Annotated in this window: 20 protein-coding genes and 1 tRNA gene; 7 read left to right on the forward strand and 14 right to left on the reverse strand. The window is 45.1% G+C overall.

From position 1 onward, the window contains the following. Positions 1–41: 41 nt before the first annotated feature. From gltX to chiP, 3 genes are all read right to left on the reverse strand, one after another. A complete protein-coding gene (gene gltX, locus NL647_RS22615; protein WP_005449225.1) occupies positions 42–1469 on the reverse strand; it encodes a glutamate--tRNA ligase in 1428 nt (475 codons plus the stop codon). 237 nt (positions 1470–1706) lie between these two features. Beyond that, positions 1707–2303 carry a DUF2057 domain-containing protein gene (locus NL647_RS22620; RefSeq protein ID WP_017818936.1) on the reverse strand — a complete coding sequence of 199 codons (597 nt, stop codon included), beginning with the start codon at positions 2301–2303 and terminating at the stop codon, positions 1707–1709. Positions 2304–2426: 123 nt separating this feature from the next. After that, a complete protein-coding gene (gene chiP / locus NL647_RS22625) occupies positions 2427–3551 on the reverse strand; it encodes a chitoporin (RefSeq protein ID WP_005449228.1) in 1125 nt (374 codons plus the stop codon). A 474-nt stretch (positions 3552–4025) separates the two neighbouring features. On the opposite strand from chiP, the gene NL647_RS22630 reads away from it, so the two are divergent. Together NL647_RS22630 and NL647_RS22635 are read left to right on the forward strand one after the other, a co-directional pair. Next, a complete protein-coding gene (locus tag NL647_RS22630; RefSeq protein WP_253650693.1) occupies positions 4026–6722 on the forward strand; it encodes a heavy metal translocating P-type ATPase in 2697 nt (898 codons plus the stop codon). A 24-nt stretch (positions 6723–6746) separates the two neighbouring features. Then, positions 6747–7196: a DUF411 domain-containing protein gene (locus tag NL647_RS22635; protein WP_005449230.1), complete on the forward strand. Its 450-nt coding sequence runs from the start codon at positions 6747–6749 to the stop codon at positions 7194–7196. A 67-nt stretch (positions 7197–7263) separates the two neighbouring features. Here NL647_RS22635 and NL647_RS22640 read toward each other — a convergent pair whose 3' ends face one another. Then, entirely contained in the window at positions 7264–7956 is a 693-nt protein-coding gene (locus NL647_RS22640) for an oligogalacturonate-specific porin KdgM family protein (RefSeq protein WP_005449231.1), read from the reverse strand. Positions 7957–8406: 450 nt separating this feature from the next. After that, positions 8407–11058, reverse strand: a complete 2652-nt coding sequence (locus tag NL647_RS22645) for a beta-N-acetylhexosaminidase (protein ID WP_005449232.1) — start codon at positions 11056–11058, stop codon at positions 8407–8409. A 458-nt stretch (positions 11059–11516) separates the two neighbouring features. On the opposite strand from NL647_RS22645, the gene NL647_RS22650 reads away from it, so the two are divergent. Next, positions 11517–12392 (forward strand): TraB/GumN family protein, encoded by an 876-nt coding sequence (locus NL647_RS22650; RefSeq protein ID WP_253650694.1) that lies wholly within the window; start codon positions 11517–11519, stop codon positions 12390–12392. Between the two features lie 151 nt (positions 12393–12543). Next, positions 12544–12966: a hypothetical protein gene (locus NL647_RS22655; RefSeq protein WP_005449234.1), complete on the forward strand. Its 423-nt coding sequence runs from the start codon at positions 12544–12546 to the stop codon at positions 12964–12966. A 428-nt stretch (positions 12967–13394) separates the two neighbouring features. On the opposite strand, the gene NL647_RS22660 is transcribed toward NL647_RS22655, so the two are convergent. After that, a tRNA-Pro gene (locus tag NL647_RS22660) sits at positions 13395–13471 on the reverse strand. 260 nt (positions 13472–13731) lie between these two features. On the opposite strand from NL647_RS22660, the gene NL647_RS22665 reads away from it, so the two are divergent. From NL647_RS22665 to rluF, 3 genes are all read left to right on the forward strand, one after another. After that, positions 13732–13872, forward strand: a complete 141-nt coding sequence (locus NL647_RS22665) for a DUF3149 domain-containing protein (RefSeq protein ID WP_005382236.1) — start codon at positions 13732–13734, stop codon at positions 13870–13872. Between the two features lie 133 nt (positions 13873–14005). After that, positions 14006–14587: a DNA endonuclease SmrA gene (gene smrA / locus NL647_RS22670; protein ID WP_005449235.1), complete on the forward strand. Its 582-nt coding sequence runs from the start codon at positions 14006–14008 to the stop codon at positions 14585–14587. A 105-nt stretch (positions 14588–14692) separates the two neighbouring features. Continuing rightward, positions 14693–15802: a 23S rRNA pseudouridine(2604) synthase RluF gene (rluF, locus tag NL647_RS22675; RefSeq protein WP_038898458.1), complete on the forward strand. Its 1110-nt coding sequence runs from the start codon at positions 14693–14695 to the stop codon at positions 15800–15802. Between the two features lie 64 nt (positions 15803–15866). Here the strand turns inward: rluF and ybaK are convergent, their stop codons facing one another. The 8 genes from ybaK to hemA all read right to left on the reverse strand — a co-directional run bounded on the left by ybaK (position 15867) and on the right by hemA (position 23891). Further along, positions 15867–16340: a Cys-tRNA(Pro) deacylase gene (ybaK, locus tag NL647_RS22680; protein WP_005449237.1), complete on the reverse strand. Its 474-nt coding sequence runs from the start codon at positions 16338–16340 to the stop codon at positions 15867–15869. A 91-nt stretch (positions 16341–16431) separates the two neighbouring features. Further along, positions 16432–18093: a bifunctional UDP-sugar hydrolase/5'-nucleotidase UshA gene (ushA, locus tag NL647_RS22685; RefSeq protein ID WP_009696822.1), complete on the reverse strand. Its 1662-nt coding sequence runs from the start codon at positions 18091–18093 to the stop codon at positions 16432–16434. Between the two features lie 417 nt (positions 18094–18510). After that, complete coding sequence (gene kdsA, locus NL647_RS22690; protein ID WP_005449239.1) at positions 18511–19362, reverse strand: 3-deoxy-8-phosphooctulonate synthase; 852 nt, start codon at positions 19360–19362, stop codon at positions 18511–18513. A gap of 54 nt (positions 19363–19416) precedes the next feature. Beyond that, complete coding sequence (locus tag NL647_RS22695) at positions 19417–20226, reverse strand: SirB1 family protein (protein WP_005449240.1); 810 nt, start codon at positions 20224–20226, stop codon at positions 19417–19419. 5 nt (positions 20227–20231) lie between these two features. Continuing rightward, positions 20232–20615, reverse strand: coding sequence for a SirB2 family protein (locus tag NL647_RS22700; protein ID WP_005449241.1), 384 nt, complete (start codon positions 20613–20615; stop codon positions 20232–20234). 40 nt (positions 20616–20655) lie between these two features. Then, on the reverse strand, positions 20656–21513 hold the full coding sequence (gene prmC, locus NL647_RS22705; RefSeq protein ID WP_074051127.1) for a peptide chain release factor N(5)-glutamine methyltransferase: 858 nt from the start codon (positions 21511–21513) through the stop codon (positions 20656–20658). Positions 21514–21516: 3 nt separating this feature from the next. Beyond that, the gene (gene prfA / locus NL647_RS22710; protein WP_005449249.1) at positions 21517–22605 is read right to left on the reverse strand and encodes a peptide chain release factor 1; all 1089 of its coding nucleotides are present in this window, start codon (positions 22603–22605) and stop codon (positions 21517–21519) included. Between the two features lie 29 nt (positions 22606–22634). After that, positions 22635–23891 (reverse strand): glutamyl-tRNA reductase, encoded by a 1257-nt coding sequence (hemA, locus tag NL647_RS22715; protein WP_005449251.1) that lies wholly within the window; start codon positions 23889–23891, stop codon positions 22635–22637. Positions 23892–23943: the final 52 nt, after the last annotated feature.

A 23943-nucleotide genomic window follows, 5' to 3' on the forward strand; every position in this document is an offset into this window, starting at 1 on the left:
CGCGAAATATATCGCGGCTTTCTGATTATTTATTCAAGTAATTATGCGTTTGCTTCGCGCTCAGCGATGAACTCAAGAGCCATTTTGATGCGTGCAACACAACGCTCTTTGCCAATCAGTTCCATTACTGCGTCTACAGAAGGAGACTGACCGCCACCTGTTACTGCAACACGCAGTGGCATACCGATTTTGCCCATGCCGATTTCTAGCTCTTCGCACACAGCTGCGATAACACCATCTTTGATGTTCGCTGTCGTCCACTCAGTCAGTGCTTCAGCTTTCGCTAGAGCAAGCTCTAGAGGCTCTTTAGCTACGCCGCGTAGATGCTTCTTCGCTGCGCCCGCTTCAAACTCAGAGAAATCTTCGTAGAAGTAACGAATCTGCTCAGCTAGCTCAACAAGCGTGTTGCAACGCTCACCAACAAGCTTGATCACTTCCGTGATAGCTGGACCATTAGTTACGTCTAGTTTTTGTTGATCTAGGTGCCATTGTAGGTGCTGTGCAACGTACGCTGGATCTGAGTTTTTGATGTAGTGGTTGTTCAACCATTGCAGTTTGTCAGTGTTGAATGCAGACGCTGACTTAGATACTGCGTTTAGGCTAAATAGGTTGATCATCTCTTCTTGAGTGAAGATTTCTTGATCACCATGAGACCAACCAAGACGCACTAGGTAGTTGTTTAGCGCAGCAGGTAGGTAACCCATATCGCGGTACTGCATTACAGATACTGCACCGTGACGCTTAGACAGTTTCGCGCCGTCATCACCTAGGATCATTGCACAGTGCGCAAATGTTGGTACTGGCGCACCTAGCGCTTCGTAGATGTTGATCTGACGAGGCGTGTTGTTGATGTGGTCTTCACCACGAACAACGTGAGTGATACCCATATCCCAGTCGTCAACCACAACACAGAAGTTGTACGTTGGAGAGCCGTCAGTACGACGAATGATCAGATCATCCATTTGGTCGTTGCGGATTTCAATGCGACCACGAATTTGGTCATCAAATACTACGCTGCCTTCTTTCGGGTTACGGAAACGGATAACACATGGATCGCCATCTTTTGCCGCTTCGTTTGCCGCTTTGATTTTTGGATGGTTAGCATCGTAGCGAGGCATTTCTTTGTTTGCTTCTTGCTCTGCACGAACTTCGTCTAGCAGTTCTTTAGACGCGTAACATTTGTATGCTTTGTCTTCTTCTAGAAGCTTATCAACCATCTCGTTGTAACGATCAAAACGTTGAGTTTGGAAATAAGGACCTTCGTTCCACTCAAGACCTAGCCATTCCATGCCTTCTAGGATCGCATCAACCGCTTCCTGAGAGTTACGCTCAAGGTCAGTATCTTCGATACGTAGAACGAATTCACCACCTTGGTTTTTAGCGTATAGCCAAGAGTAAAGTGCAGTACGAGCACCACCAACGTGTAGGTAGCCAGTTGGGCTAGGAGCAAAACGAGTTTTAACCGTCATTTGAGTTCCTTAGGGATAATGAGCAACGAGAAGGCTCTCGTTGTAATGTCAAGGATAAAAGTGGCGACATTTTACCACCGTAAGTCAATACTACAATCCTTCCTTGTGGTTTAACGCCAGAAATAAAAACGGGCAGCCACCGAACACGATGCTGCCCTTTGATTTATCTCTTAAGTACAATTGTTGCTAGATAACTACTATCGCTATAGAAAGCCTATATAAAAGAAGAAAACCAGATTACTTTAGGTTACGCATTGCCCATTGCATGAACTCTTGCTGCTCTTCACGGCTTAGATCGTTGAACGACTCTTTCAGTGTTTTTGTTACCGCTGGAGAAGCTGCAATGCTCGCTTTCGTCGTTTGCTTGTTCATTGCTTGGTTGTAGTCAGCGACTTCACGTTCGTAGTCACGGAAACCTTGTAAACCACCTTTGCGAAGTTGAACCATTGAGAACTCAACGTCTTTGCCGTTCGCATCTTTTAGCGTCAGTTTAGGGTCCATTTCAAAAGCCTTGGCTTCTTCAATAGTGCGGAACTTGTTGTATGTCAGCGTAAGCTCAGCATCTTTCGGTGCATCAAATTCAAGTAAAAGCGGCTGTGAATCAAACTTACGACGCTTGCCATCTTCAAACACAATTTGACCAACATTTACAGCAAGTTGGTTTGCACCATCTTCAACTTTGATGCTGTTGTTGTCAGAGATCCACTCAGGGTAGACGAACTCACTGTTGAGAACGCGAGGAACCAATTCCGCTTGCAGAGTCAGTTGAGCAGCAAATGCAGGCGCAGAAAGGATTGCGCAAAGTCCTAATAGTGTGGTTGTTTTTTTCATCATGGTTTTCTCGTTTTATACCAATTTAGATAAGCCACTGAAACTAACAGGCCAGTCATTCCAATGGCTTATGTGAATAAGTATCAAGACAAAAAGGGCGTTTCCGCCCTTTTAGCTGCTTCTTTATTAGAAGTAGTATTCAACACCTACAGAGTATTCGTTGTAGTCACCGTTAGTACCTGATGTCCAGCGAGCTGCATCATCTAGACCATCTAGACCTTCGTTGAAATCGTTCATACGTGCACGAGCGTATAGCACTGCAGATGGGTCAACAAAGTACATGATCTGTGCTGAAACAACATCATCAGATGTGTTAGATAGTGTCTTACCGTCACGTTCTAGATCGAAGTTAGCTGCGTAACCCAGTTTGTACTGCCAGTCACCTGTTGTGTACATCAGACCTGCTGACATTGCATCTTGCTTCTCGTTTACACCGTTGCTTGCGTCAGCTTCCATGTATTTGTATTGAGCGAAGAAAGAGATACCGTTTTCAAACCAACCTTGAACACCTACTAGGTATGTGTTGTTTTCCCAAGTTTGACCTTCAGCTTCAATGTTGCGGTTACCTTCGTAAGCTGCATCCAATTGTAGTGGACCTAACTTGTAGTGAGCCGCGATGCCGCCCCAGTAGTCATCACCCGCACCTAGACCAGCTTTATCACCAGCACCAACTGCTGCGTCGATAGAGAATTTGTCAGCGTACATTGGAGAGTCCCAACGAATAGTATTTGATTGACGGTCTTGGTATTTAGCACCACCGATCGCACCACCCCAGTCGTAAACATCGCCTAGACCTGGGTTCGATGCTGGCCAGTCAACCAACTCGTACATTGGAGTAAGAACACGACCTAGACGAACTTGACCCCAAGAAGCACTTTCAAAACCGACGAATGTGTCACGTTCACCAAGACCTGCACCTTCACCACCGAAGCTTGGGTCTACGTAACCACCTTCGATTTGCCAAATGAACGTTGGCTCAAAGTTAGCGAATTGCTTTTTACCACGGAAGCCGATACGTGATTCGTTGTTTAGCTGCATACCACCAAGGTTATCATCTTGTTTTGCATCACCAGAATCGTAATCGCGGTACGCGGCCTGCATCGCGATAATGCCGTAAACTTCGTAAGAGAAAGAGTCTTTAGTTAGGTACTCTTTCGCTGCATCACTGTTTGCACCATCAGCAAAAGCTGAACCACTGAACATCATGCCTGTGATTGCAGTAGCAAGTAGGCTTTTCTTTAGGTAAGACATTTTAAACCCCTATATTTTTTAGTTTTTTCCATTTTCAAATTCGCTAACTAGGACATTGCAGGAACTTGAAACAATGTGTGGACGGGGCAAATATGACAAACTTTTTTCGCAGTAAAAAACTTTCCCAGCGGCAATCTGAGCAAGTTCAAAATGAGAAGATCAAAAAGAATATAAACATTTAAATAACAGCCACTTATAGTGACAAATAAAAATATAAAAACGTCAAAATCGTTCTAATCAACTTCGTTTTTATATAAAAAGCTCAAAAATCGTGAGCGACTTCACTCAGGTTTTAGGCGTTTTAACGGAACTTTATATTCAGAGAGAAAAAACTTTGAGATAACTCGCAACAATAGGGGCGTAAGGTCGGCTCAATAAAGTGGATTTTGACGAATTTGTTTCGCGTCGAAAAGCTTGACCTTCCCCTTGCAGGAAGGTTTATGCTCTGCACATTACTATTATTGAGGACAAATTATGTATCAGTTTGTTGTACCTATGTCGGGACTCAACTGCATGGGCTGTGCGAGAAAAGTTGAGAAAGCTTTACATGCCAATCACAGTGTTGAGATCATTAATTTGTCCCCGACGATGGTAGAGGTGAAAACCGAATCTTCACTCTCTTCTATTATTGAATCCATCGAATCGCTGGGCTACCACGCCGGTCACCAATATCAATTCCATTTAACGGGTTTGAGCTGTGGTGGCTGCGTGAAAAAGCTCTCTTCTTTATTAGAATCAAATCAAGACGTCATTACATTCCAAGCCGCTACAACACAACTTGACATCACAACCCTACTCTCTGAGCAGCAAGTGATCGATCTCGTTGCGACATTGGGCTATACCGCTAGCATCGAGACTATCGAGGCTAAAGAAGAAGTCACAGAGCAAATAACGCCCGCAATAAAAGAAGCGCATCTCGATCGTAACCAACCCGAATCTGCCAATGTTCAGCTACAGATGCTGATTCAAGGCATGACATGTGCCAGCTGTGTATCTTCGGTCGAGAAAGCACTCACTAATGTCGAAGGCATAGAGAAAGCACAGGTCAATCTTGCAGAGCAGAGCGCGTTAGTATTTGCAAACCAAGATAGTGAAATGCTTCATCAAGCCATCATCGAGTCGGTAAAACAAGCGGGCTATCAAGCAGAAATCCTTCAAGACGCAGCAACGCAACAAGAAAAACAAGCAGCACAGCAACTTGCTCAACAAAAGCGCTTTAAACTTGATGCTATCGCAGGCTTAGTCGTTGGTGCACCATTGATGCTCTGGGGGGTATTTGGTGGCAACATGGTTATCCGAGATGCCAATGATCAAATGGTTTGGGGTGCGATAGGTATTCTCTGTCTATTATTGCTGGCGACAGCAGGTAAGCACTTCTTTACTAACGCATGGTTAGCAGCCACTCACAAACGTGCCACCATGGACACTTTAGTTGCCCTAGGTACTGGTGCCGCGTGGTTCTATTCAATGCTTGTGGTGATTTTTCCTGATTGGTTCCCACTCGCCTCTCGCCATGTTTACTTTGAAGCAAGTGCGATGATCGTCGGTCTGATTTCTCTTGGTCACTATATAGAAGCGAAAGCAAAGGCAAATACAACACGCTCATTGCAAGCTCTGATTAACCTACAACCTCAGCAAGCCACCGTCATTACTGAAAATGGCGATCAGCAAATTGCGGTTGAGCAAATCACGTTGGGCATGAAGCTACGCATCAAACCGGGTGAGAAAGTGCCCGTTGATGGTATCGTGATTCAGGGGGAATCGTACATTGATGAATCTATGCTAACTGGTGAACCCGTACCCGTGTTAAAAGCGCAAGAGGCTCAAGTCTCTGCGGGCACACTAAATACCGATGGCGCTCTGATTATTGAAGCCACCGGCATCGGTGCAAATACCATGCTAGCGCGTATTATCCGTATGGTGCGCACCGCACAAAGCAGTAAGCCAGCAATTGCCAAATTAGCGGATCAGATTTCTGCTGTATTCGTCCCTGTGGTTGTCGGTATCGCAATCCTTGCTGCTTTGGTTTGGTTCGCAGTAGGTCCAGAACCTAAAGCCAGCTACATGCTTGTGGTAACGACGACTGTACTGATTATTGCCTGTCCTTGTGCGCTGGGCTTAGCAACACCATTGTCGGTCACCGTAGGCGTGGGCAAAGCCGCAGAACTGGGTATCTTGATCAAAGACGCAGACGCACTGCAATTGGCGAGCAAAGTCGACACCGTCGTATTCGACAAAACCGGTACGTTAACTCAGGGCAAACCCAGTGTGCAGCAAGTATTTACTCACGCCACCAGCCAAGAACACTTGTTAGCATTAGCATACGCAGCAGAGCGTCAATCTGAGCACCCATTAGCAAAAGCCGTGTGTGATTACGCTAAGGAAAATGCGGCTGAAGATATCGAGTTGGACGCTTTTGAAAACATTCGCGGTCGCGGCATTCTTGCAACTTACCAAGCACAACCACTGCTGATTGGTTCATTGCAGTTTATGCAAACAGAGCAGGTAGATACTTCCGCGATGGAGCAAGCCATTCAAGATTGTGCCAACAACGCATGGACACCGGTTGCCATTTCCCTCAACAACGAACTGATTGGTTTAATTGCCATCGCTGATCCAATTAAATCTGATGCCAAACAAGCAGTCACTGCACTAAAATTACAGGGTATCAACACAGTGATGCTCACTGGTGATAATCAACACGTAGCGACAGCCATCGGCAACGAATTAGGCATTGATGAAGTCATTGCTCAGGTGATGCCAGATGAGAAAGCGCAACATATAAAACAACTACAATCACAGGGACAAACCGTCGCCATGATTGGTGATGGTATTAATGACGCACCCGCTCTCGCCCTCGCCGATCTCGGCGTTGCAATGGGCAGCGGCAGTGATGTGGCGATCGAAAGTTCACAAATGACGATTCTTAATACATCACCAATGGCAATTGTTCATGCCATCGAACTGTCTCGTGCAACATTGAAGAACATGAAACAAAACCTGTTTGGTGCCTTTGTTTATAACTCGTTGGGTATTCCAATCGCCGCTGGCGTGCTCTACCCAGCATTCGGATTCCTACTCAGTCCTGTTGTTGCTGGCGCAGCAATGGCACTGTCTTCAATCACAGTCGTGAGTAATGCAAATCGACTACGACTGTTTACCATTAAGTAAGCGACACTTCTTATAGAGGATATTATGAAGTTGAAACTATTGACCTTTACAATGCTTGCTGTCACATCGGCGAACGTATTAGCCGCTGATGTCATCAACCACAAATCGCCATACTGTGGCTGCTGTGGAGAATGGACGAAACACATGGAAGAGAACGGCTTTACCGTCGAAGAAAAGCTGCACGATGACATGAACGCGGTTAAACGCGACTTGGGCATCAAGAATGAACAGCTTTACTCGTGCCACACCGCAGAAATTAATGGCTACGTATTTGAAGGTCATATTCCTGCTGACGACATTAAAGCCTTTTTAGAAAACCCACCTCGCAACGCAAAAGGTCTTGCGGTACCCGGCATGCCTATGGGATCACCGGGTATGGAGTATGGCGATAAAAAAGACAGTTACGCCGTCTACGCCTATAACGACAAAGGTCAGGTTTACGAATACCGCTTCCACAAAGGCAACGACCAGTAAAAACAAAGCCCAGCGAGACATACCGCTGGGCTTTTTCTTAATGGACAGTTAAGACAAAACTCTTTAATTAGAAGCCGTAAGACGCACCAAATACGAATGCGTTGTTCACTAGGCTATCACCCGCCGCATTTTCCGCACCGTGTGCTTGGCTACGGAACTCGAAGTAAGGCTGAACGCCCTTACGAGTCCATGTTGCACGTAGCTCGTGGTCCATCGTTTCTGCTTCAATCATGTAAACGTTGTTGTAGCTCAAAGTCACATCTTCGTTCATTACGTAACCAATGCGGTTATCCATACGGTAGTCTGTTTTCGCGTCTGCAGACGTTGCATCGATGTGCGCGCGAGTACGGTTGCTCAATGAGATGCCGTTATCAAAGTTGTAACCGATCTTTACAAGTGGACGGTACTGGATGCTCTCACCAGCAGAGAATAGGTGTTGGTAGCCCGCAGCAACCCATAGATGATCAGTGATGTTGAAAGATTGCTCACCACCTACAGTGATGGCTGGCGTTGTGTTGCCTGCGCCGCCATTTTCAGTTTCTAGTTTGCCTAGCTGAATACCATCAAACTCAGTGTAAACCGTAAGACCGCCGAATTGGTTATCAAACGTATGACCCGCTTCTAGCGTAGATGTCATGTCTGAGCCGTGAATTCGACCGTCATCGTGGAATTGGATGTTACCAGTTACATAAGATGAACCCGCGAAAGCGCTTGAAGCGAAAACAAGAGAAAGTGCACTTAGTGCTAAAACGTTTTTCATAATTACTGCCTTTATTTGTTCACGTTATGCGACGAGTTTTTTGGCTATCACTTGCCTCTCATCACATACTTTGGGATGTGCCTCCCTGGCGACGGCAATACTGCGCAATTTAATTCGCATTGAAAAATAAATCGTTTAAAACAGTGATCAAATTCAAATCGTGATTTTCGAAATTAAAAAAAGTTTATTAAATACAGTGGTTTGATATAAAAACTAAAAATTCGTCAAAAAAATAAAGTGTGAAGTAAGGCATATCTCCCCTTTTATTTGACAGTTAAATACACATCCAGATCACACTATGACAGACACCCTAAATTAGAAACTTAATTATCAATAAAAAATAATTAGACATTGATCACGCTTATTTTCCGAAGAAAAATAAACAAAGCCCCCAACATAAGTTGAGGGCTTTGAGTAAGGAACTATGATTTTAGTGAATACTGAGCGCTATTATTTCACGCTAGTGATACGGCTTACCTTCTCACCTGTCGCAGATACCGAGCGGATGAAGACTTCACCAGTTACATTTGGACGAGCGTTGTCTGCATAAGTCAACCAGTTCTCACCATCCAGAGAGTATTGAAGCGTTACGCCAGGGAACTGAACGTTCATTGCTAGCTTACCATCTTCTACTTTTGCACCTGGTACTGGTAGGCGGTAGTCAATACCTGATTTTTCTAGCTTAGCCAGTTCACGTTGACCAAGTACGTTCGCAAAGCGGTTGTAGTCTTGGTTTAGCGATGCTTTATCAACTAGATTAGAGTTTTGCGAGTACTCAACACCAACTTTGTAGTCGTTTTCCCAGTCAGCACGGTGCCATGCACGCTCAGCAGCAGCGAGGACGCGAGGGAATACCATGTACTCGTATTGCTCATCGTTACGTACTGTCTCAGACCAAAGTTGTGCAGATAGACCGTAGAAAGGTTTCGCTTCGATTTCACCTTTACCAGTAAAGCCATTGCCATCGCGATCTACAGAAGTTTCTGCGTTTTGAGGCATGTTCTCTGGTGCAAAGCCAAACATCTTACGAGTATCCGTTGCACGTGTTGCCCAGTAGTAACCACGCTCTTTCGGGTCAACTTCGTATGGCATATCCATGTACACGTAATCTGGGTTAGAAACAATCACGTCGTAACCTTTCTTAGACCACTCGTACACTGACGAAGTACCGCCCCAGTAAAGAACGTCCCAGAAGTTTACGCGAGTATTTTCTGTAGCGAACGCTTTTTCGCCGTCACTGTATTTCAAACCATCTTGCCAAGCTTGGAAGTTTGGAATGCCTTTCTCAGCAACAATCTTCGACACTTCTTCCGCGAAGTGGCTTGGTAGGTGAGCAAAGTCACTGACTGTGCCATCTGTGATTAGCGTCTGACATTGTGGAGACTGTGCAAACGGCTTGTCTTGTTTAGACAGGTCAATCGTGCCTTTCCAGCTTACTTTATCTTCTGCGTTAACGTCTTGGAAACCAGCACCTAGCTTGATGTTCTTCGCTTCGTCACCACCGAAGTGCCAAGTTGTTAGTGGAGCGCCAGCTTCTTGGTGCATTGCTGCCACTTCTGAAATCACCTTATCAACAAAGCGAGTTGAAGATTCCATACATGGGTTGATGAAGCTTTGCTTATTGTAGAACTGAACCGTCGTTACGTTTGATGTATCTTGAGGATCCATCAGACGGTATTCGTTCGCTTCAGCTTCTTTACCTTCTTCCATTAGGCGGTCGTAACGAGCTTCCATTGATACTACTGCTGCACGAGCGTGAGCTGGCATATCGATTTCTGGAATCACTTCAATGTTACGTGCTTTCGCGTATTTCAAGATTTCCACGTAGTCTGCTTTGCTGAAATAGCCAGAGCCAAAGTTGTCTGTCGTTGGACCAGAGCCAAGCTGAGGCAGTAAACAGCTTTTCTCTTGTGTATCGAAACAACGGTTAGCACCCACTTCTGTCAGCTCAGGCAGACCCGGGATTTCTAAACGCCAGCCTTCATCATCGGTTAGGTGAAGGTGAAGTTTGTTCATCTTGTACGCTGCCATTTGGTCTAGCGTTGCAAGGATTGCGTCCTTAGAGTGGAAGTTACGAGCCACATCCACCATCACACCACGGTAATCAAAACGAGGCGCATCTTTAATAGACAGTTGTGGTAGAGAATCAGCATTTTGGCTATCTACCAGGCCAAAGATAGATTGTACTGCGTAGAAAGCGCCTGCTTGGTCGAACGCTTTAATCACAATACCGTCGCCTTTGATGCTCATTTCGTAAGCACCAGATTTTGCTAATTCACCGGTGAAGTCTGCAGGAACAACAGTGATGCTTACAGGAAGATCACCACGAACGTCCACACCTACCACTTCTGCACGATCTTGAATCGCTGCGAACTGAGTCGCATCGAATGCGTCTTTAGGCAACGCAATACCATCCGCGATATCTACTTTGCCTTTACCCGCTTCAACGTGCATTGGTGTTGGTAGTAACGTGGTTGATACGTCTTGTGTTGCTAGGTCTTCGTTTTTCTCAAAACGAGACACAGCGTTTGCAAATACATTGTTGTCGTCTGGTGTACGTTTTAGGTTATTACCTTCAAGACCCGTCACAAAAGACGCAACATCTTCAGTATTCAGAGAAGCAATCATCTTAGGTTCTGCGTTTGGAGCAGAAACGAATGCACCCGGCATGAAGTCAGTTTCAAATAGTTGCCAGTATTCACCAACCAATGGAAGAACAACCTCTTCACCGGCAGCGAAGCCGTCAAACTTATCTGTTGGTTCTAGCTTATGTAGGTCACCCGTTACACGAGAGATTTTGAACTGCTCGTTGTCAACATCCAGAATCAGACGAATGCTGTGGAAGTAAATAGCCCAATCTTTTGAGTCAACAGCTTCACCTTGGTTAACAAGCGTCATGTTTACTTTGTTACAAGAAGCCCATTCTGCGCCCATATCTTGGCACGCAAGACCTTCGTTAGCACCATGGTTAGTTAACACTTCATATTGGATATCAAGGTTATCAGCCAGTGAGTTTACAACTTGTTGCTCAGAGCTCTGTAGTGAAGAGCAGCCTGCCAATGTAGCGATAACAGAAGCAGCAATCAGACTATGTTTCAACATCTTACTTTCCCCAAAAAGTCAGTGGTTCAAAACGACATTTATTAAAAATGGTGAGCACCTAAATGCGAGGCGCTTAACAGTTGCATTCAACATACAAGCAGTTATTTCTAAGCGTAAAATTAATAAAACTAAGAAGTGATCTGGCTCAAATTAAGCCAAGCATTCAAAAATATAAACATAATAATTTCAACAAGTTAAACTTGACGTTAAAAGCGGCTAACTTTTTTTGACGAGTTTGTTGCGATCTCAATCACGAATATCGATGGGTTTCGACTGATTTTGTAGGATTCTGATCACTATTGGTTATTAAGTGAACCATTAACAACAAACTCAATTGAAACACTTTCGTGAATTACCTCTCATTTCCTAGCCGTTAAAACTCGTCAATTTTTTAAAAAATGACGATTTTGCCGAACCATGTTATAGATAAAGTGCTTATTGAATTCGAGGAGCAAAATATGTTTCGACTCTTGTCCGTGATGTCATCTCTGATCGTCTTTTTTACTTCTTATTCTGTTCAAGCCGAACCACAACACTGGCTGGCAAAGAAGGGCGAGACGGAATACATGATTATCGGGTCTGTACATGTCGGCGATAAAAGCATGTATCCATTACCAGAAGCTGTGACTCGGTTCCTGACAAACAGTAATGGTTTAATCATCGAAGCAGACATTCGAAATACAGAAGGGGTGACTTACCCGGAAACCTCGCTTCACGCTAGAGATGTTTTAGATAAAACACAGCGCAAACATCTTGCTGAAATAGCCAATGACCTAGGTCTACAAGAAGCACAGTTACTCAATGCACCGCCATGGTCTGCGGCTTTGACAATCCAATTAATGTTGGTGAACAAACTTGGTTACGCGTCTGATCAAGGTGTCGACATGCACCTAATTAACTTAGCTGACCAACAAAAAGTACCAGTACTTGCTTTGGAGAGTGTGCAATTCCAATTGGACTTAATCACAGGACAAAAAGATGGCGGTAAAGAGTTTCTGCTCTCTTCTATTGAAGAATATGACGGTGGCGACAAACTGGTACAATGCTTAATCGACAGTTGGAAGAGCGGCGATGGTAGCTCACTTGAAGCAGCATCGGCGAGTGAACAATCAAGTGATGAGTTCAATGAAGCCTTTCTCTATTCCCGTAACCGCGACTGGGCTCAGAAACTCGATACAGGTAGTGTACTACCGAAAAAATCCGGTAAATACACCGTGGTGGTAGGCAGCTTACATCTAGTAGGTAAAGACAATGTAATCGAACTATTAGAAAAACGCGGTTTCAATGTCAAACCACTAGCAAAAACTCACAAAGCAGACTGCGATATTGGATAAAGAAGATAGCTCCATTTGCTGGTATGCTTACATCTACTTATCGTGTTGTATTTGTAGGCAAATGACGCTTACGTCACGCTGACAAATGCGGTCACCTATTGGATACTATCGAGTCAATCCTTAAACAACTTCAAATTTGATAAGAGCCTTTATGACGTTCAAAGCCTCATTATTATGCCTTGCTAGCGCGCTACTATTGCCATCGCTTGCCCATGCAAAATCGTCTTGTACGATTGAAGACTTCCAACCTATTGATATTACGCCGGATACAAAAGGCGGTGTTTTGGATAAAGAAAGTGGGCAGTTTCTCATTAACCAAAAGCCTATGATGCGTTGTGCAAACATCACTTTTTCAACCGCCCATACTCGTAACCGCGTCGCTCATATGATGAACCAGAACTTTGAAGCTACTTACTTTGATGGCAAAACTGGTCAGTCTCATTCCGCTACTTTTGATGAAGATGAGCTAAAAGCTGGGTACATTAAAATCGGTCCAAACCATCCAAAAACGGCTTACGTTTGTTTCACGACGTCCGAAACTCCGATTAAAGACATTAGTTGTGATGTGAACTAGCGAGAAGCGCAGTTTTATCATATCACTCAGAACAATAGAGAGATTCCCGACTGCGCTCCTTCGTCGCTTTCGGGAATGACGCCTTTGAATTCAGTGCTTTTTATTCGTCATCCTCAAGAGCGAGGGACGAGCGAGTTGGGGATCTCTTACGTTTTCATTTACCAGTTGATGAAAGCTGATTTGCCTCAAAGCGTTCCTTCTCTCGCATCTCGAAGAGCAGAGTCTGTTCCCGAAGCGAAGCGTTCTCGATTCAAAAAGCCGTAAAACACAAAAAAGCCGTAGCATTTCTGCTACGGCTTTCTCTAATACGGTCGGTGAAGAGCCATATTCTAACTTCAGGCGAACCCCATTTGGTTCGCTACTATCAAAGCCAAATTTGCGACCGCTGAAACGACGAAAGCCTGCTCATTGAGCAGGCTTTCTGAAAGTGGTCGGTGAAGAGGGATTCGAACCCCCGACCCTCTGGTCCCAAACCAGATGCGCTACCAAGCTGCGCTATTCACCGAGATGTTTAACTGAGGACTTATCCCCGTCAACGGATGCGTATATTACGGATTCTTTAGTTAGACGCAAGCGCTTTTTACAAAAAAACGTAATGTCTTAATTCGTTTGACGATTTACTGAACACTAGCACGTGAAATGTGACTAAGAACCCACAATAAAACACAGTTTATTAACCTTGGCAACATAATTGATCCAGATCAGTGTGCAAAAAAACACCACCCATTAACGTTATCCATGTCGGAAATATCTTGGAGGAAACGTATGGACTTTTGGCTTGATCTCCTATTTGGTAATGCGGTGGGACTATCGTCAATGATAGTAATCTTTGGGGCAATTGGTCTGATGTTGTTTTACGGCGGTTTCTTCATTTACAAGATTATGAACGACAAATCTCCTCACTAGATCTCGCTTAGCTCTAGAAACGCTTTGCACCGGAGTTGGTTACTTGCCTGCTCCGGTTTTTTATTTGATCTCAATGCACTACTCATTGATATAATCTTACTATTCCTACCCTGTTCTTTATGAGATTGCCGTTATGTCTCAAGACGACGATTTTGATCTGTTTCAACAGATGATGGGCGACGTAAAGCCTATCGACCACGATACTGCAGAGCACAAAAAAGTGCACCAAGTGACGGACGCTCAGATGGCGAAACGCGAAGCCGCAATTTGGCTTACTGAAGACGACCCAGAGTACCTGTCGATTGACCATGCAGAAATGCTCAAACCCGATGACTTTATCGAGTTCAAACGGGATGGTGTACAAGATGGTGTATACCGCAAACTACGCCTTGGTAAATACCCAATTCAAGCTCGACTTGATCTGCACCGTAAGACACTGAAAGAAGCACGTGACGAAGTAGTCAAATTCCTCAAGCAATGTATTGAGATGGATATCCGTACCGTCGTGATCGTACATGGTCGTGGCGAGCGCTCTAATCCACCAGCATTAATGAAAAGTTTCGTCAGCAGTTGGTTACAACAGATCCGTGAAGTGCAATGCGTGCATAGTGCACAACGATTCCACGGTGGCAGCGGCGCCGTTTACGTTCTATTAAGAAAGAGTGCTGAAAAGAAAATGGAGACGCGTGAACGTCATCAAAAACGTTTAGGCTAACTCGAATCTCGGTGCTAGAATGCCCGACCTTATCTTGTCTTGCTGCAATTAACTGCGGCAAGACAACCTTTATTAACCGCCGTTGTGAAACGTTAGGAGACCAACATGTCACAAGACAACGCAAAACGCTTAAACAAATACATCAGCGAAACGGGCTTCTGCTCACGTCGTGAAGCCGACCGTCTTATCGAGCAAGGTCGTGTCACCATTAATGGTCAACAACCAGAAATGGGAACAAAAGTACTTCCAGGCGATGACGTTTGTGTCGATGGAAACCCTGTTGCAGCAAAAGAAAAACCGATTTATATCGCGTTGAACAAACCAACGGGCATCACCTGTACAACTGAACGCGACATCCCGGGCAATATCGTTGATTTCATCGGTCATAAAAAGCGTATCTTCCCTATCGGTCGTCTGGATAAGCCCTCAGATGGTTTGATCTTTCTGACTAACGATGGTGATATCGTAAATAAGATTCTGCGTGCAGGTAACAACCACGAAAAAGAATACGTGGTACGTGTTGATAAGCCTATTACTGGCGAATTCCTAAAACAGATGTCGAGCGGTGTGAAGATCCTCGATACAGTCACGCTACCTTGTAAGGTAACAAAAGAAACCAAATTCTCTTTCCGCATCGTGTTAACGCAAGGTTTGAACCGTCAAATCCGTCGTATGTGTGAAGCGCTCGGCTACGAAGTATTTAAACTGCGTCGCGTACGTATCATGAACATCTCACTTGATGGCATTCCAAATGGTAAATGGCGTTACCTGAGTGACGATGAAGTGGCAGAGATCCTAGCAATGTGTGAAGGCTCAGTGGGCACAGAGGAAGCGTCAAAGACAGATTCTAAAGGTCGTAACATTCGTAAAGCGACCGATGCCAAACTATTTGATAGCCGCGAAGAAAACCAAGGTTCAACGGCACGCCGTAACCAAAAAACACGTACCTTCCGTGGTAACAACGCGGATGAATTCCGCCATGCGCCAAATTCTAAAAAAGGTCAGCAAAAACGTCGCCAACGTGATGATGAGAATGCACGCCCTGCAAAAGAGCACTACAAAGCGAAACCACAAGGTGAACGCAGTAAGCCTCAAGGTGATCACAATAAACCTCAATCACCGAGCAAGCCTAAGCAGCATTACATGAATCCAAATGCAGCGAAGCCAAGCAAACCAACGAAACGCACAGGCGGCACGTTGAGCCTGAAGAAATAACCATTCGCTCCATCACAAGATCAAAAAAGGACGCTCATCAGCGTCCTTTTTATTGGTCATGTATTTACAGACAAAGAGGAGCAAATTGACCACGTGTTAGACTCAACAAATCTTTGGGTGCCAATTCAATTTCTAAACCACGCTTACCTGCGCTCACACAGATCGTCTCTTGCTGTGTTGCACTTTCATGCAGAAAAGTAGGCAGCGCTTTCTTCTGCCCCAATGGGCTGATTCCACCCACAACATAACCTGTGGTCTTTTGAGCGATTTCAGGATCTGCCATGTCCGCTTTCTTACCTTTCGCAGCTTTCGCCGCCAATTTTAGGTTCAATTTTTGATCGACAGGAATGATCGCAACGGCAAGGTTCTTAGGCTCGCCGTTTAAGCAAAACAGCAAAGTCTTAAATACTTTCTTTGGATCTTGTCCCAATACTTCTGCTGCTTCTAATCCGTAGCTGTCTGCTCTTGGATCATGCTCATATTGGTGAATGGTGTGTGAAACTTTTTTCTTTTTCGCAAGATTAATGGCCGGAGTCATCAAGATTCTCCTTATAAAACAAAAAACGCTGCCCCTAGTGAGGAGCAGCGCTTTAAGTTAATGGTATCAGCGACTTTGAGTCAATCGCTTTTTACTTATAAACCATCTCACCTGAAGGCGCGTATTCGTTTACGTCAATTGGGCTGTGTGACTCTAGGTACTCTTTCAGTACTTCAGCATCCGTAAAGCCTGTATTTACGTAACCTGGGTGAGTGTTAACTTTCGGGTAGCCGTCACCGCCTGAAGCGTTGTAACTTGGTACAGTAAAGCGGTACTCACCATCAAGTCGAAGCTGTTTGCCACCGATAAATACATTTGCTACTTTGCCATTCTCAACAGTCATTGAAATACCAGCGAACTGAGCGTAAGCGCCAGAATCAACAGGTTTCGTTGCAACAACATTTAGGTAGTCTAGTACTTCTTTACCAGACATATCTACGTAAGAAACCATGTTGCCAAATGGTTGAACGGTCAGCACATCTTTGTACGTGATGTCACCCGCTTCAATTGAATCACGAACACCACCTGAGTTCATTACAGCGAAGTCTGCTTTCGCACGCTCCATGTGTGCTGTTGCGATCAGACGACCAAGGTTCGTTTGTTGGAAACGTACCACATTGCGATCACCTTCCAGTTTGCCATTGGATTCTGCAATCTTAACGTTTAGCTTGCCTTGACCTTTTTCTTGGTAAGGACGTAGGAAATCAAGCATAGCTTCATCTTGCGCGATCTCATCTTGGATAAGCACGCGTTGAGATTTACCATCAACTTTGATCTTCTTCTTCAGGTTCACAGGGATCAGATCGTAGCTCACCATAGACAATTCGCCGTTGCGGAATTCGTAATCAGCTCGACCAACGTACTTACCCCACTCGTACGCTTGTACGATGTAAGTGCCGTTTTGCTCATCTGGTTTACACTCTTCACCCGGCTTGAAGTTCTTCTTAATAACGTTTGGACCTTCCATACATACAGGCTCTTGTGAGTGACCACCCACAATCATGTCCAAATCACCTTCATTTAGGTAGCGAGCCAACGCAACATCACCCGGAGCGTTCACACCACGGTTGCCGTTTTCGTAGTGACCCATATGTGTCACTGCAAAGATAAGGTCTGGCTTCTCAGTTTCTTTTAGCTCAGCGATCAGCTTCTTCGCTTCTTCTTTCGGATCACGGAAGTCAACTTGACCAATGTACTCTGGGTTACCTAGTTTTGCTGTGTCTTCTGTCGTTAGACCGATCACGGCAATCTTGATGCCTTGCTTATTGAACATTGCGTAAGGTTGGAACAAGCGCTCACCGGTTTCCTTATCGTAAATGTTCGCAGACAGCATTGGGAAGTTAGCCCACTCTTGCTGCTTGAATAGCACGTCAAGTGGATTATCGAACTCATGGTTACCCAACGCCATCGCGTCGTAACCAATTTTGCTCATGCCTTTGAAATCTGGTTCCGCATCTTGCAGATCTGATTCAGGAACACCTGTATTGATATCGCCGCCTGACAGTAGAAGAACGCTGCCACCCTCTGCTTGAATTTCTGTACGTAGCTCGTCGATCAATGTCTTGCGAGCTGCCATACCATACTCACCGTATTTGTTTTGCCAGAAGCGACCGTGGTGGTCGTTCGTGTGCAGTACAGTCAGTTTGTATGTTGTATCTTCATTCCATTCATGTGCTGGTTGCGTTGCACATCCGGCAAGAGTTGCCAGAATCGCCGCGCTCAAAGCGGTTTTTACAATCAGGCGTTGCTTCATTGTTTTACCTTTTTATCGTCTGGGGTCCACTGCAGACGCTCTTAACCCTTTAAAGGAGCTCCGTCCATATAATTAAGAGCGCTAAAACTTGACGTAGTTTATAGGAAGAATTGCACGCTAACATATTGATTTCATAATTATGATGCATGGATCACTAATGACTATTTTAACAACTGCAACTCTGACGCTACGTTTCAACAGATTATAGACCCATTCACAGGCAATCGTTTTGCTGTGACATTGGCAGGCATTTCAATGCAATTGGTAAGCGAGAAGCGAGAAGCGAGAAGCGAGAAGCGAGAAGCGAGAAGCGAGAAGCGAGAAGCGAGAAGCGAATAATTTGGCAGAATGAATATGCCAATACAAAAATGGTCAGCACATTGGCTGACCATTTCCCACAAACATTCAGTAAACTGATTATTTGATATCGATGCTGTCGAAGCTCTTAATTAGGTCATCTAGTGACTTCATTTGCGCTAGGAATGGCTCAAGTTTATCTAGAGGCAGTGCAGACGGACCATCACAGCGAGCTTGATCTGGGTTCGGGTGCGCTTCAATAAACAGACCTGCGATGCCTGTTGCTAGACCCGCTTTCGCAAGTTCAACGGTTTGCTCACGACGACCACCAGATGCCGCGCCCGACGGATCGCGCATTTGTAGCGAGTGCGTTACGTCAAAAATGATTGGGCTGCCTTTTGATGCGTTCTTCATGACACCAAAACCAAGCATATCAACCACTAGGTTGTCGTAACCATGGCAAGAGCCGCGCTCACATAAAATGATGTTTTCGTTACCACACTCAGCAAACTTCTCAACGATGTTACCTACTTGACCAGGGCTCATGAACTGAGGTTTTTTAACGTTGATCACCGCGCCTGTTTTCGCCATTGCTTCTACAAGGTCAGTTTGACGAGCTAGGAATGCAGGAAGTTGGATAACATCAACCACATCAGCGACAGGTTGAGCTTGTTCCTCAGTGTGAACATCAGTGATGATCTTCACGCCAAACGTGTCTTTCAGCTCTTGGAAGATTTTCATGCCTTCTTCCAGACCAGGACCACGGTATGAATGAACAGAACTGCGGTTTGCTTTATCGAACGATGCCTTGAACACGTATGGGATGCCAAGTTTGTCGGTTACTTTTACGTAGTGCTCACAGATCTGCATAGCAAGATCACGAGACTCAAGAACGTTCATACCTGCAAATAGGGTGAATGGCTTGTCGTTAGCAACCTGAATGTCGCCAATATTAACGATTTTCTGTTCCATTTTGATTCTCTTTTGTCTGTCTTCAACACGCCGCTTTCAGCATGCCGATAAAATTTAGTGAAGCGTAACGTGCTTTTCGCTCATCGCGTTAACTTGTGATTTTAGTAGCTCTGATGCCGGATCGTCTGGGCATTGGTCAATAAAGTACTGAAAATCTGAAACCGCTACCTGATGGCACTCCAATTGTTGGAAGATAAAGCCTCGGTCACGAATCTCGTATGGGTCGTCCGGTACGAAAGTCAGCGCAAGGTTGGTGCACCGTAGTGCTAACGTATAACGCTCTTCACGCAACATCGCACTTTTAATTAATGCCAACCAACGACCTATTACTGTTGGGTTATCCGCTTCTTCAAAGTGCTCAGGCTTCAAGGTTGCAAGTGGACCTTCTTGACCAATCAGCCAAGCTTGAAGGATTTTCTCACCGACGTATTCACCGTTAAATGGATTAATGTAGTCCGGCGTTTTGTGCATCCAATCTACTTTGATCAAAAATTGCGTCGGAAAGGTCACGCCTTTCATCGGAAAACCAAGTCGGTTCCCCAAGTAAAGTAGGACCGCCCCCAAACTAACGGGAATGCCTTTTTTACGCTCCAACACTTTATCAATGAAACTATTGTCAGAGATAAAGTACTCTTGATCGTCGCCTTTAAAGCCCCATTCATAAAAGAACAAACGGAGAAACGAATCAAAACGTTGTTCTTCGTCCGTCTCGTGAACCAGAATAGCTTCCGCTTCTTTATAAAGACGTTCTAATTCTTGCTTTGCCCAATGCACATTAGTGTCTGGATTGATGGAGTGGTTCAGTTCTAACGCGCCTTCCACCAACGCCATGTTGTCAAAATCTTCGTCAAAAAACTCAAGCATGAAGATTACCCAAATAAGTTTGGATTTTTAGATACGGCAATATTAGCGGCCATCACTAGCCAGCCTAGAGCACCAAAGAAGGCGAAAATTCTCAGCAGCTTGTTCTTTGCCATCTTTAAAGCAAAGAAACCAAGAGCAATGTACGCAAGCACACAAGTGATCTTGTTGGTTAACCAAGGCGCTGCATCCGTAAATGGAATAAAGCCTGTCACCATGATCAAACCAATACCGGAAAGGAGTAACGCGGTATCAACAATATGTGGGAAAACTTTTAGGAATCGGTTGTTGCGCTTTGGAGAATCCATCATCAACAATACGAATCGGATCGATAGTAGCGTCGCGCTCAATGCGATCGTTACTAAGTGAATGTGTTTTAGAGCTACGTACATTTCATTTCTCTTTTATAAGTTACTGCTGACTTGCTCGTTATTATGAAGGCTTGTAACAACCAAGTGTCACTCGGTCGTTACCGCCGTAGTCTTTTTCCGTGACTACTTGTTCAAAACCAAAATGAGTCATGATCTCACGAACAGCTTCGCCTTGGTCATAACCATGTTCAAACGCGAGCCACCCATCTTCTTCCAAATATTGACGAGCGAGATCAGAGATATGGCGAATATCCGCCAAGCCATTCTCATCCGCAACGAGTGCCGATTTTGGCTCAAAACGCACATCACCTTCCGCAAGATGTGGATCTTTTTCGTCGATATACGGTGGGTTGGAGACAATTAAAGCAAACTTTGTTCCGCTGGCAATAGGTTCGAACCAACTACCTTGATCAAACGTCACATTTTTGATGTTTAACTGCGATGCGTTGTACTCTGCGAGGTCTTTCGCTTCATGTTTAAGGTCAACTCCCATCACTTGGCGCTTGGGTAACTCAGACGCCAATGCCAATGCAATCGCCCCAGTGCCAGTGCCTAAATCAAGGATTGGTCCTGTCTGCTCGTAAGTTTTATCCAATGCAACTTCAACCAAACGTTCCGTGTCCGGTCTTGGAATTAATGTGGATGGAGAGACTTTAAGAGGTAAAGACCAAAACTCGCGTTCACCGATAATGTAAGCCACAGGCTCACCCGTGATACGACGAGCCAATAACGCATCAAACTGAGCTTGTTGCTCGGGGTCCAATGCTTTTTCAGGCCAAGTCAGAAGATAGGTTCTTGGTTTGCCAAGGACATGGCAAAGAAGTACGGCTGCATCGAGAGAAGGCGACTCTTTGCCGCCTTCAGTCAATATTGCCGTCGCACTTTTCAGCGCTTGCTCAATAGATTGAACTTGGCTCATCGATTAGTTGTTCTCTGCGAGCGCCGCAAGTTGGTCTGCTTGGTGCTCTTGAACCACAGGATCAATCAAACTTTGCAGGTCACCTTCCATCACTTCGTTCAAACGGTAGATGGTTAGGTTGATGCGGTGGTCAGAAACACGACCTTGTGGGTAGTTGTAAGTACGGATACGGTCACTACGGTCACCAGAACCTAATAAGTTACGACGTGTATCAGAAACTTCTGCTGCACGACGTTCTTCTTCTGCTTGAACGATGCGAGCAGCAAGCACTGCCATCGCTTTTGCTTTGTTCTTATGCTGTGAACGCTCGTCTTGACACTCTACTACTGTACCAGTTGGTAAGTGGGTAATACGGATTGCAGAATCCGTGGTGTTAACGTGCTGACCACCCGCGCCAGATGCACGGAATGTATCGATTTTTAGGTCTGCTGCCTTGATTTCTGGCAGATCCGCTTCTGGGATTTCCGCCATAACCGCTACGGTACACGCAGAAGTATGAACACGACCTTGAGATTCTGTCGCTGGTACACGTTGGACACGGTGACCGCCTGACTCAAACTTCAGCACGCCGTATGCGCCGTCACCGCTCACTTTTGCGATCATCTCTTTGTAACCACCGTGTTCAGCTTCGTTTGAAGACATCACCTCGATACGCCAACCACGCTTTTCTGCGTATTTGCTGTACATACGGAACAGGTCACCAGCGAAGATACCCGCTTCGTCACCACCCGCACCTGCACGGATTTCTAGGAAACAGTTACGGTCATCGTTTGGATCTTTTGGAAGAAGAAGAATTTGTAGCTCATCAGTTAGACGCTCAATCGTTTCTTTTGCTTCTTTGATTTCTTCCTGCGCCATTTCACGCATTTCTTCGTCGTCTTCGTTCGCCATATCTTCAGCAGCGACAAGATCGTCTTGCGCTTGTTGATACGCTTGGAAGCACTTAGTAACTTCTTCTAGCTGAGAGTACTCTTTTGATAGAGCGCGGAATTTATCCTGATTTCCAATTACATCAGGATCACCAAGAAGATGTTGAACTTCTTCGTAACGTTCTACTAGCGTTTCTAGCTTAGTCAGAATAGAGGCTTTCATAGTGTCGTTTTCTTAATAAAAAGCGTGAGTTACAGATCATCCAAACCAAGGGTCTGGCGGATAACCGTTAATTTTGCTGGTTCGCCCTGCTCTGCCGCACTTTGCAGCGCGCGAGTTGGAGCGTGAATCAGTTTGTTGGTGAGTTTATTACTAAGTTCGCGCAGCACTTTCTCTGGGTCTGCACCGGTTGCCAATGATTGCAGGCTTTTACTTAGTAAGTCTTCACGAATTTCGTTGGCCGATTTGCGATAATCACGAATGCTATCCACTGCTTGAAGTGAACGCAGCCACGTCATAAATGCCGCGCTTTCTTCGCTAACGATCGCTTCTGCTTGAATGGCTTCTACTTTACGTTGTTCGATGTTGCTATCAATGATCGACTGTAAGTCATCCACCGAGTACAAGTAAGCGTCACTCAATTCCCCAACCTGAGCTTCCACATCGCGAGGTACTGCGATATCGACCAATAACATCGGTTGATGACGACGTTTCTTCAACGCGGTCTCAACCATACCTTTACCAATGATAGGTAGAGGACTCGCCGTTGAGCTGATGACGATGTCTGCTCTTGGTAAATGGTCAGGAATTTCATTCAAGCTGATCACTTCTGCTCCAAATTGTTCTGCTAGACCAAGAGCTCGCTCTCGAGTTCGGTTTGCAACAATCATCTTAGTACAGCCGTTCGACGCTAAGTGTTTTGCCACCAATTCGATGGTTTCACCTGCACCAACCAACAGTACCGTTGAGTCAGACAGTGATTCAAAGATGTGTTTCGCCAATGTACAGGCAGCATAAGCCACCGACACGGCGTTACCACCAATATCAGTTTCTGTTCGAACACGTTTTGCGACTGAGAAAGTCTTTTGGAACAACTTATCAATCGACGCATCCACCGCCTGATGATCTCGGGAATCAGAAAACGCTTGTTTTACCTGACCCAAAATCTGAGGCTCACCTAGTACCAGTGAATCAAGGCCGCAAGAAACACGCATCAAGTGCTTAATCGCCGCTTGCTCTTCATGGACATAAAGGCTCGGCATCAAGTCTTCTTGACTAACTTGATGGAACTGGGCTAACCAGTCGATAAGCTTATTTCGCGCTCCTTGCTTCACGTCGCAGTACACTTCGGTACGGTTACAGGTAGAAACAATCACACTGCCATTGACGGCTTCATGGTCTCTGAGTTGCTCAAGTGCTGGTCCCAATTTATCGGGTCCGAACGCCACTTTCTCTCGCAAGTCAACAGACGCTGTATTGTGATTGATTCCAATAGCAAGCAAGGACATCTAACGTGGTATCTCTGAGATCGGTTATAAAATAGGTTCAGAATTTTACTGT

It is taken from the genome of Vibrio sp. Y29_XK_CS5 (assembly GCF_024181835.1).
Lineage (GTDB): Bacteria > Pseudomonadota > Gammaproteobacteria > Enterobacterales > Vibrionaceae > Vibrio > Vibrio harveyi.

Bases quoted from the DNA above. Each gene is read 5' to 3' on its own strand.
- gltX (WP_005449225.1), bottom strand. From the start codon at position 1,469: ATGACGGTTAAAACTCGTTTTGCTCCTAGCCCAACTGGCTACCTACAC.
- NL647_RS22620 (WP_017818936.1), bottom strand. From the start codon at position 2,303: ATGATGAAAAAAACAACCACACTATTAGGACTTTGCGCAATCCTTTCT.
- chiP (WP_005449228.1), bottom strand. From the start codon at position 3,551: ATGTCTTACCTAAAGAAAAGCCTACTTGCTACTGCAATCACAGGCATG.
- NL647_RS22630 (WP_253650693.1), top strand. From the start codon at position 4,026: ATGTATCAGTTTGTTGTACCTATGTCGGGACTCAACTGCATGGGCTGT.
- NL647_RS22635 (WP_005449230.1), top strand. From the start codon at position 6,747: ATGAAGTTGAAACTATTGACCTTTACAATGCTTGCTGTCACATCGGCG.
- NL647_RS22640 (WP_005449231.1), bottom strand. From the start codon at position 7,956: ATGAAAAACGTTTTAGCACTAAGTGCACTTTCTCTTGTTTTCGCTTCA.
- NL647_RS22645 (WP_005449232.1), bottom strand. From the start codon at position 11,058: ATGTTGAAACATAGTCTGATTGCTGCTTCTGTTATCGCTACATTGGCA.
- NL647_RS22650 (WP_253650694.1), top strand. From the start codon at position 11,517: ATGTTTCGACTCTTGTCCGTGATGTCATCTCTGATCGTCTTTTTTACT.
- NL647_RS22655 (WP_005449234.1), top strand. From the start codon at position 12,544: ATGACGTTCAAAGCCTCATTATTATGCCTTGCTAGCGCGCTACTATTG.
- NL647_RS22665 (WP_005382236.1), top strand. From the start codon at position 13,732: ATGGACTTTTGGCTTGATCTCCTATTTGGTAATGCGGTGGGACTATCG.
- smrA (WP_005449235.1), top strand. From the start codon at position 14,006: ATGTCTCAAGACGACGATTTTGATCTGTTTCAACAGATGATGGGCGAC.
- rluF (WP_038898458.1), top strand. From the start codon at position 14,693: ATGTCACAAGACAACGCAAAACGCTTAAACAAATACATCAGCGAAACG.
- ybaK (WP_005449237.1), bottom strand. From the start codon at position 16,340: ATGACTCCGGCCATTAATCTTGCGAAAAAGAAAAAAGTTTCACACACC.
- ushA (WP_009696822.1), bottom strand. From the start codon at position 18,093: ATGAAGCAACGCCTGATTGTAAAAACCGCTTTGAGCGCGGCGATTCTG.
- kdsA (WP_005449239.1), bottom strand. From the start codon at position 19,362: ATGGAACAGAAAATCGTTAATATTGGCGACATTCAGGTTGCTAACGAC.
- NL647_RS22695 (WP_005449240.1), bottom strand. From the start codon at position 20,226: ATGCTTGAGTTTTTTGACGAAGATTTTGACAACATGGCGTTGGTGGAA.
- NL647_RS22700 (WP_005449241.1), bottom strand. From the start codon at position 20,615: ATGTACGTAGCTCTAAAACACATTCACTTAGTAACGATCGCATTGAGC.
- prmC (WP_074051127.1), bottom strand. From the start codon at position 21,513: ATGAGCCAAGTTCAATCTATTGAGCAAGCGCTGAAAAGTGCGACGGCA.
- prfA (WP_005449249.1), bottom strand. From the start codon at position 22,605: ATGAAAGCCTCTATTCTGACTAAGCTAGAAACGCTAGTAGAACGTTAC.
- hemA (WP_005449251.1), bottom strand. From the start codon at position 23,891: ATGTCCTTGCTTGCTATTGGAATCAATCACAATACAGCGTCTGTTGAC.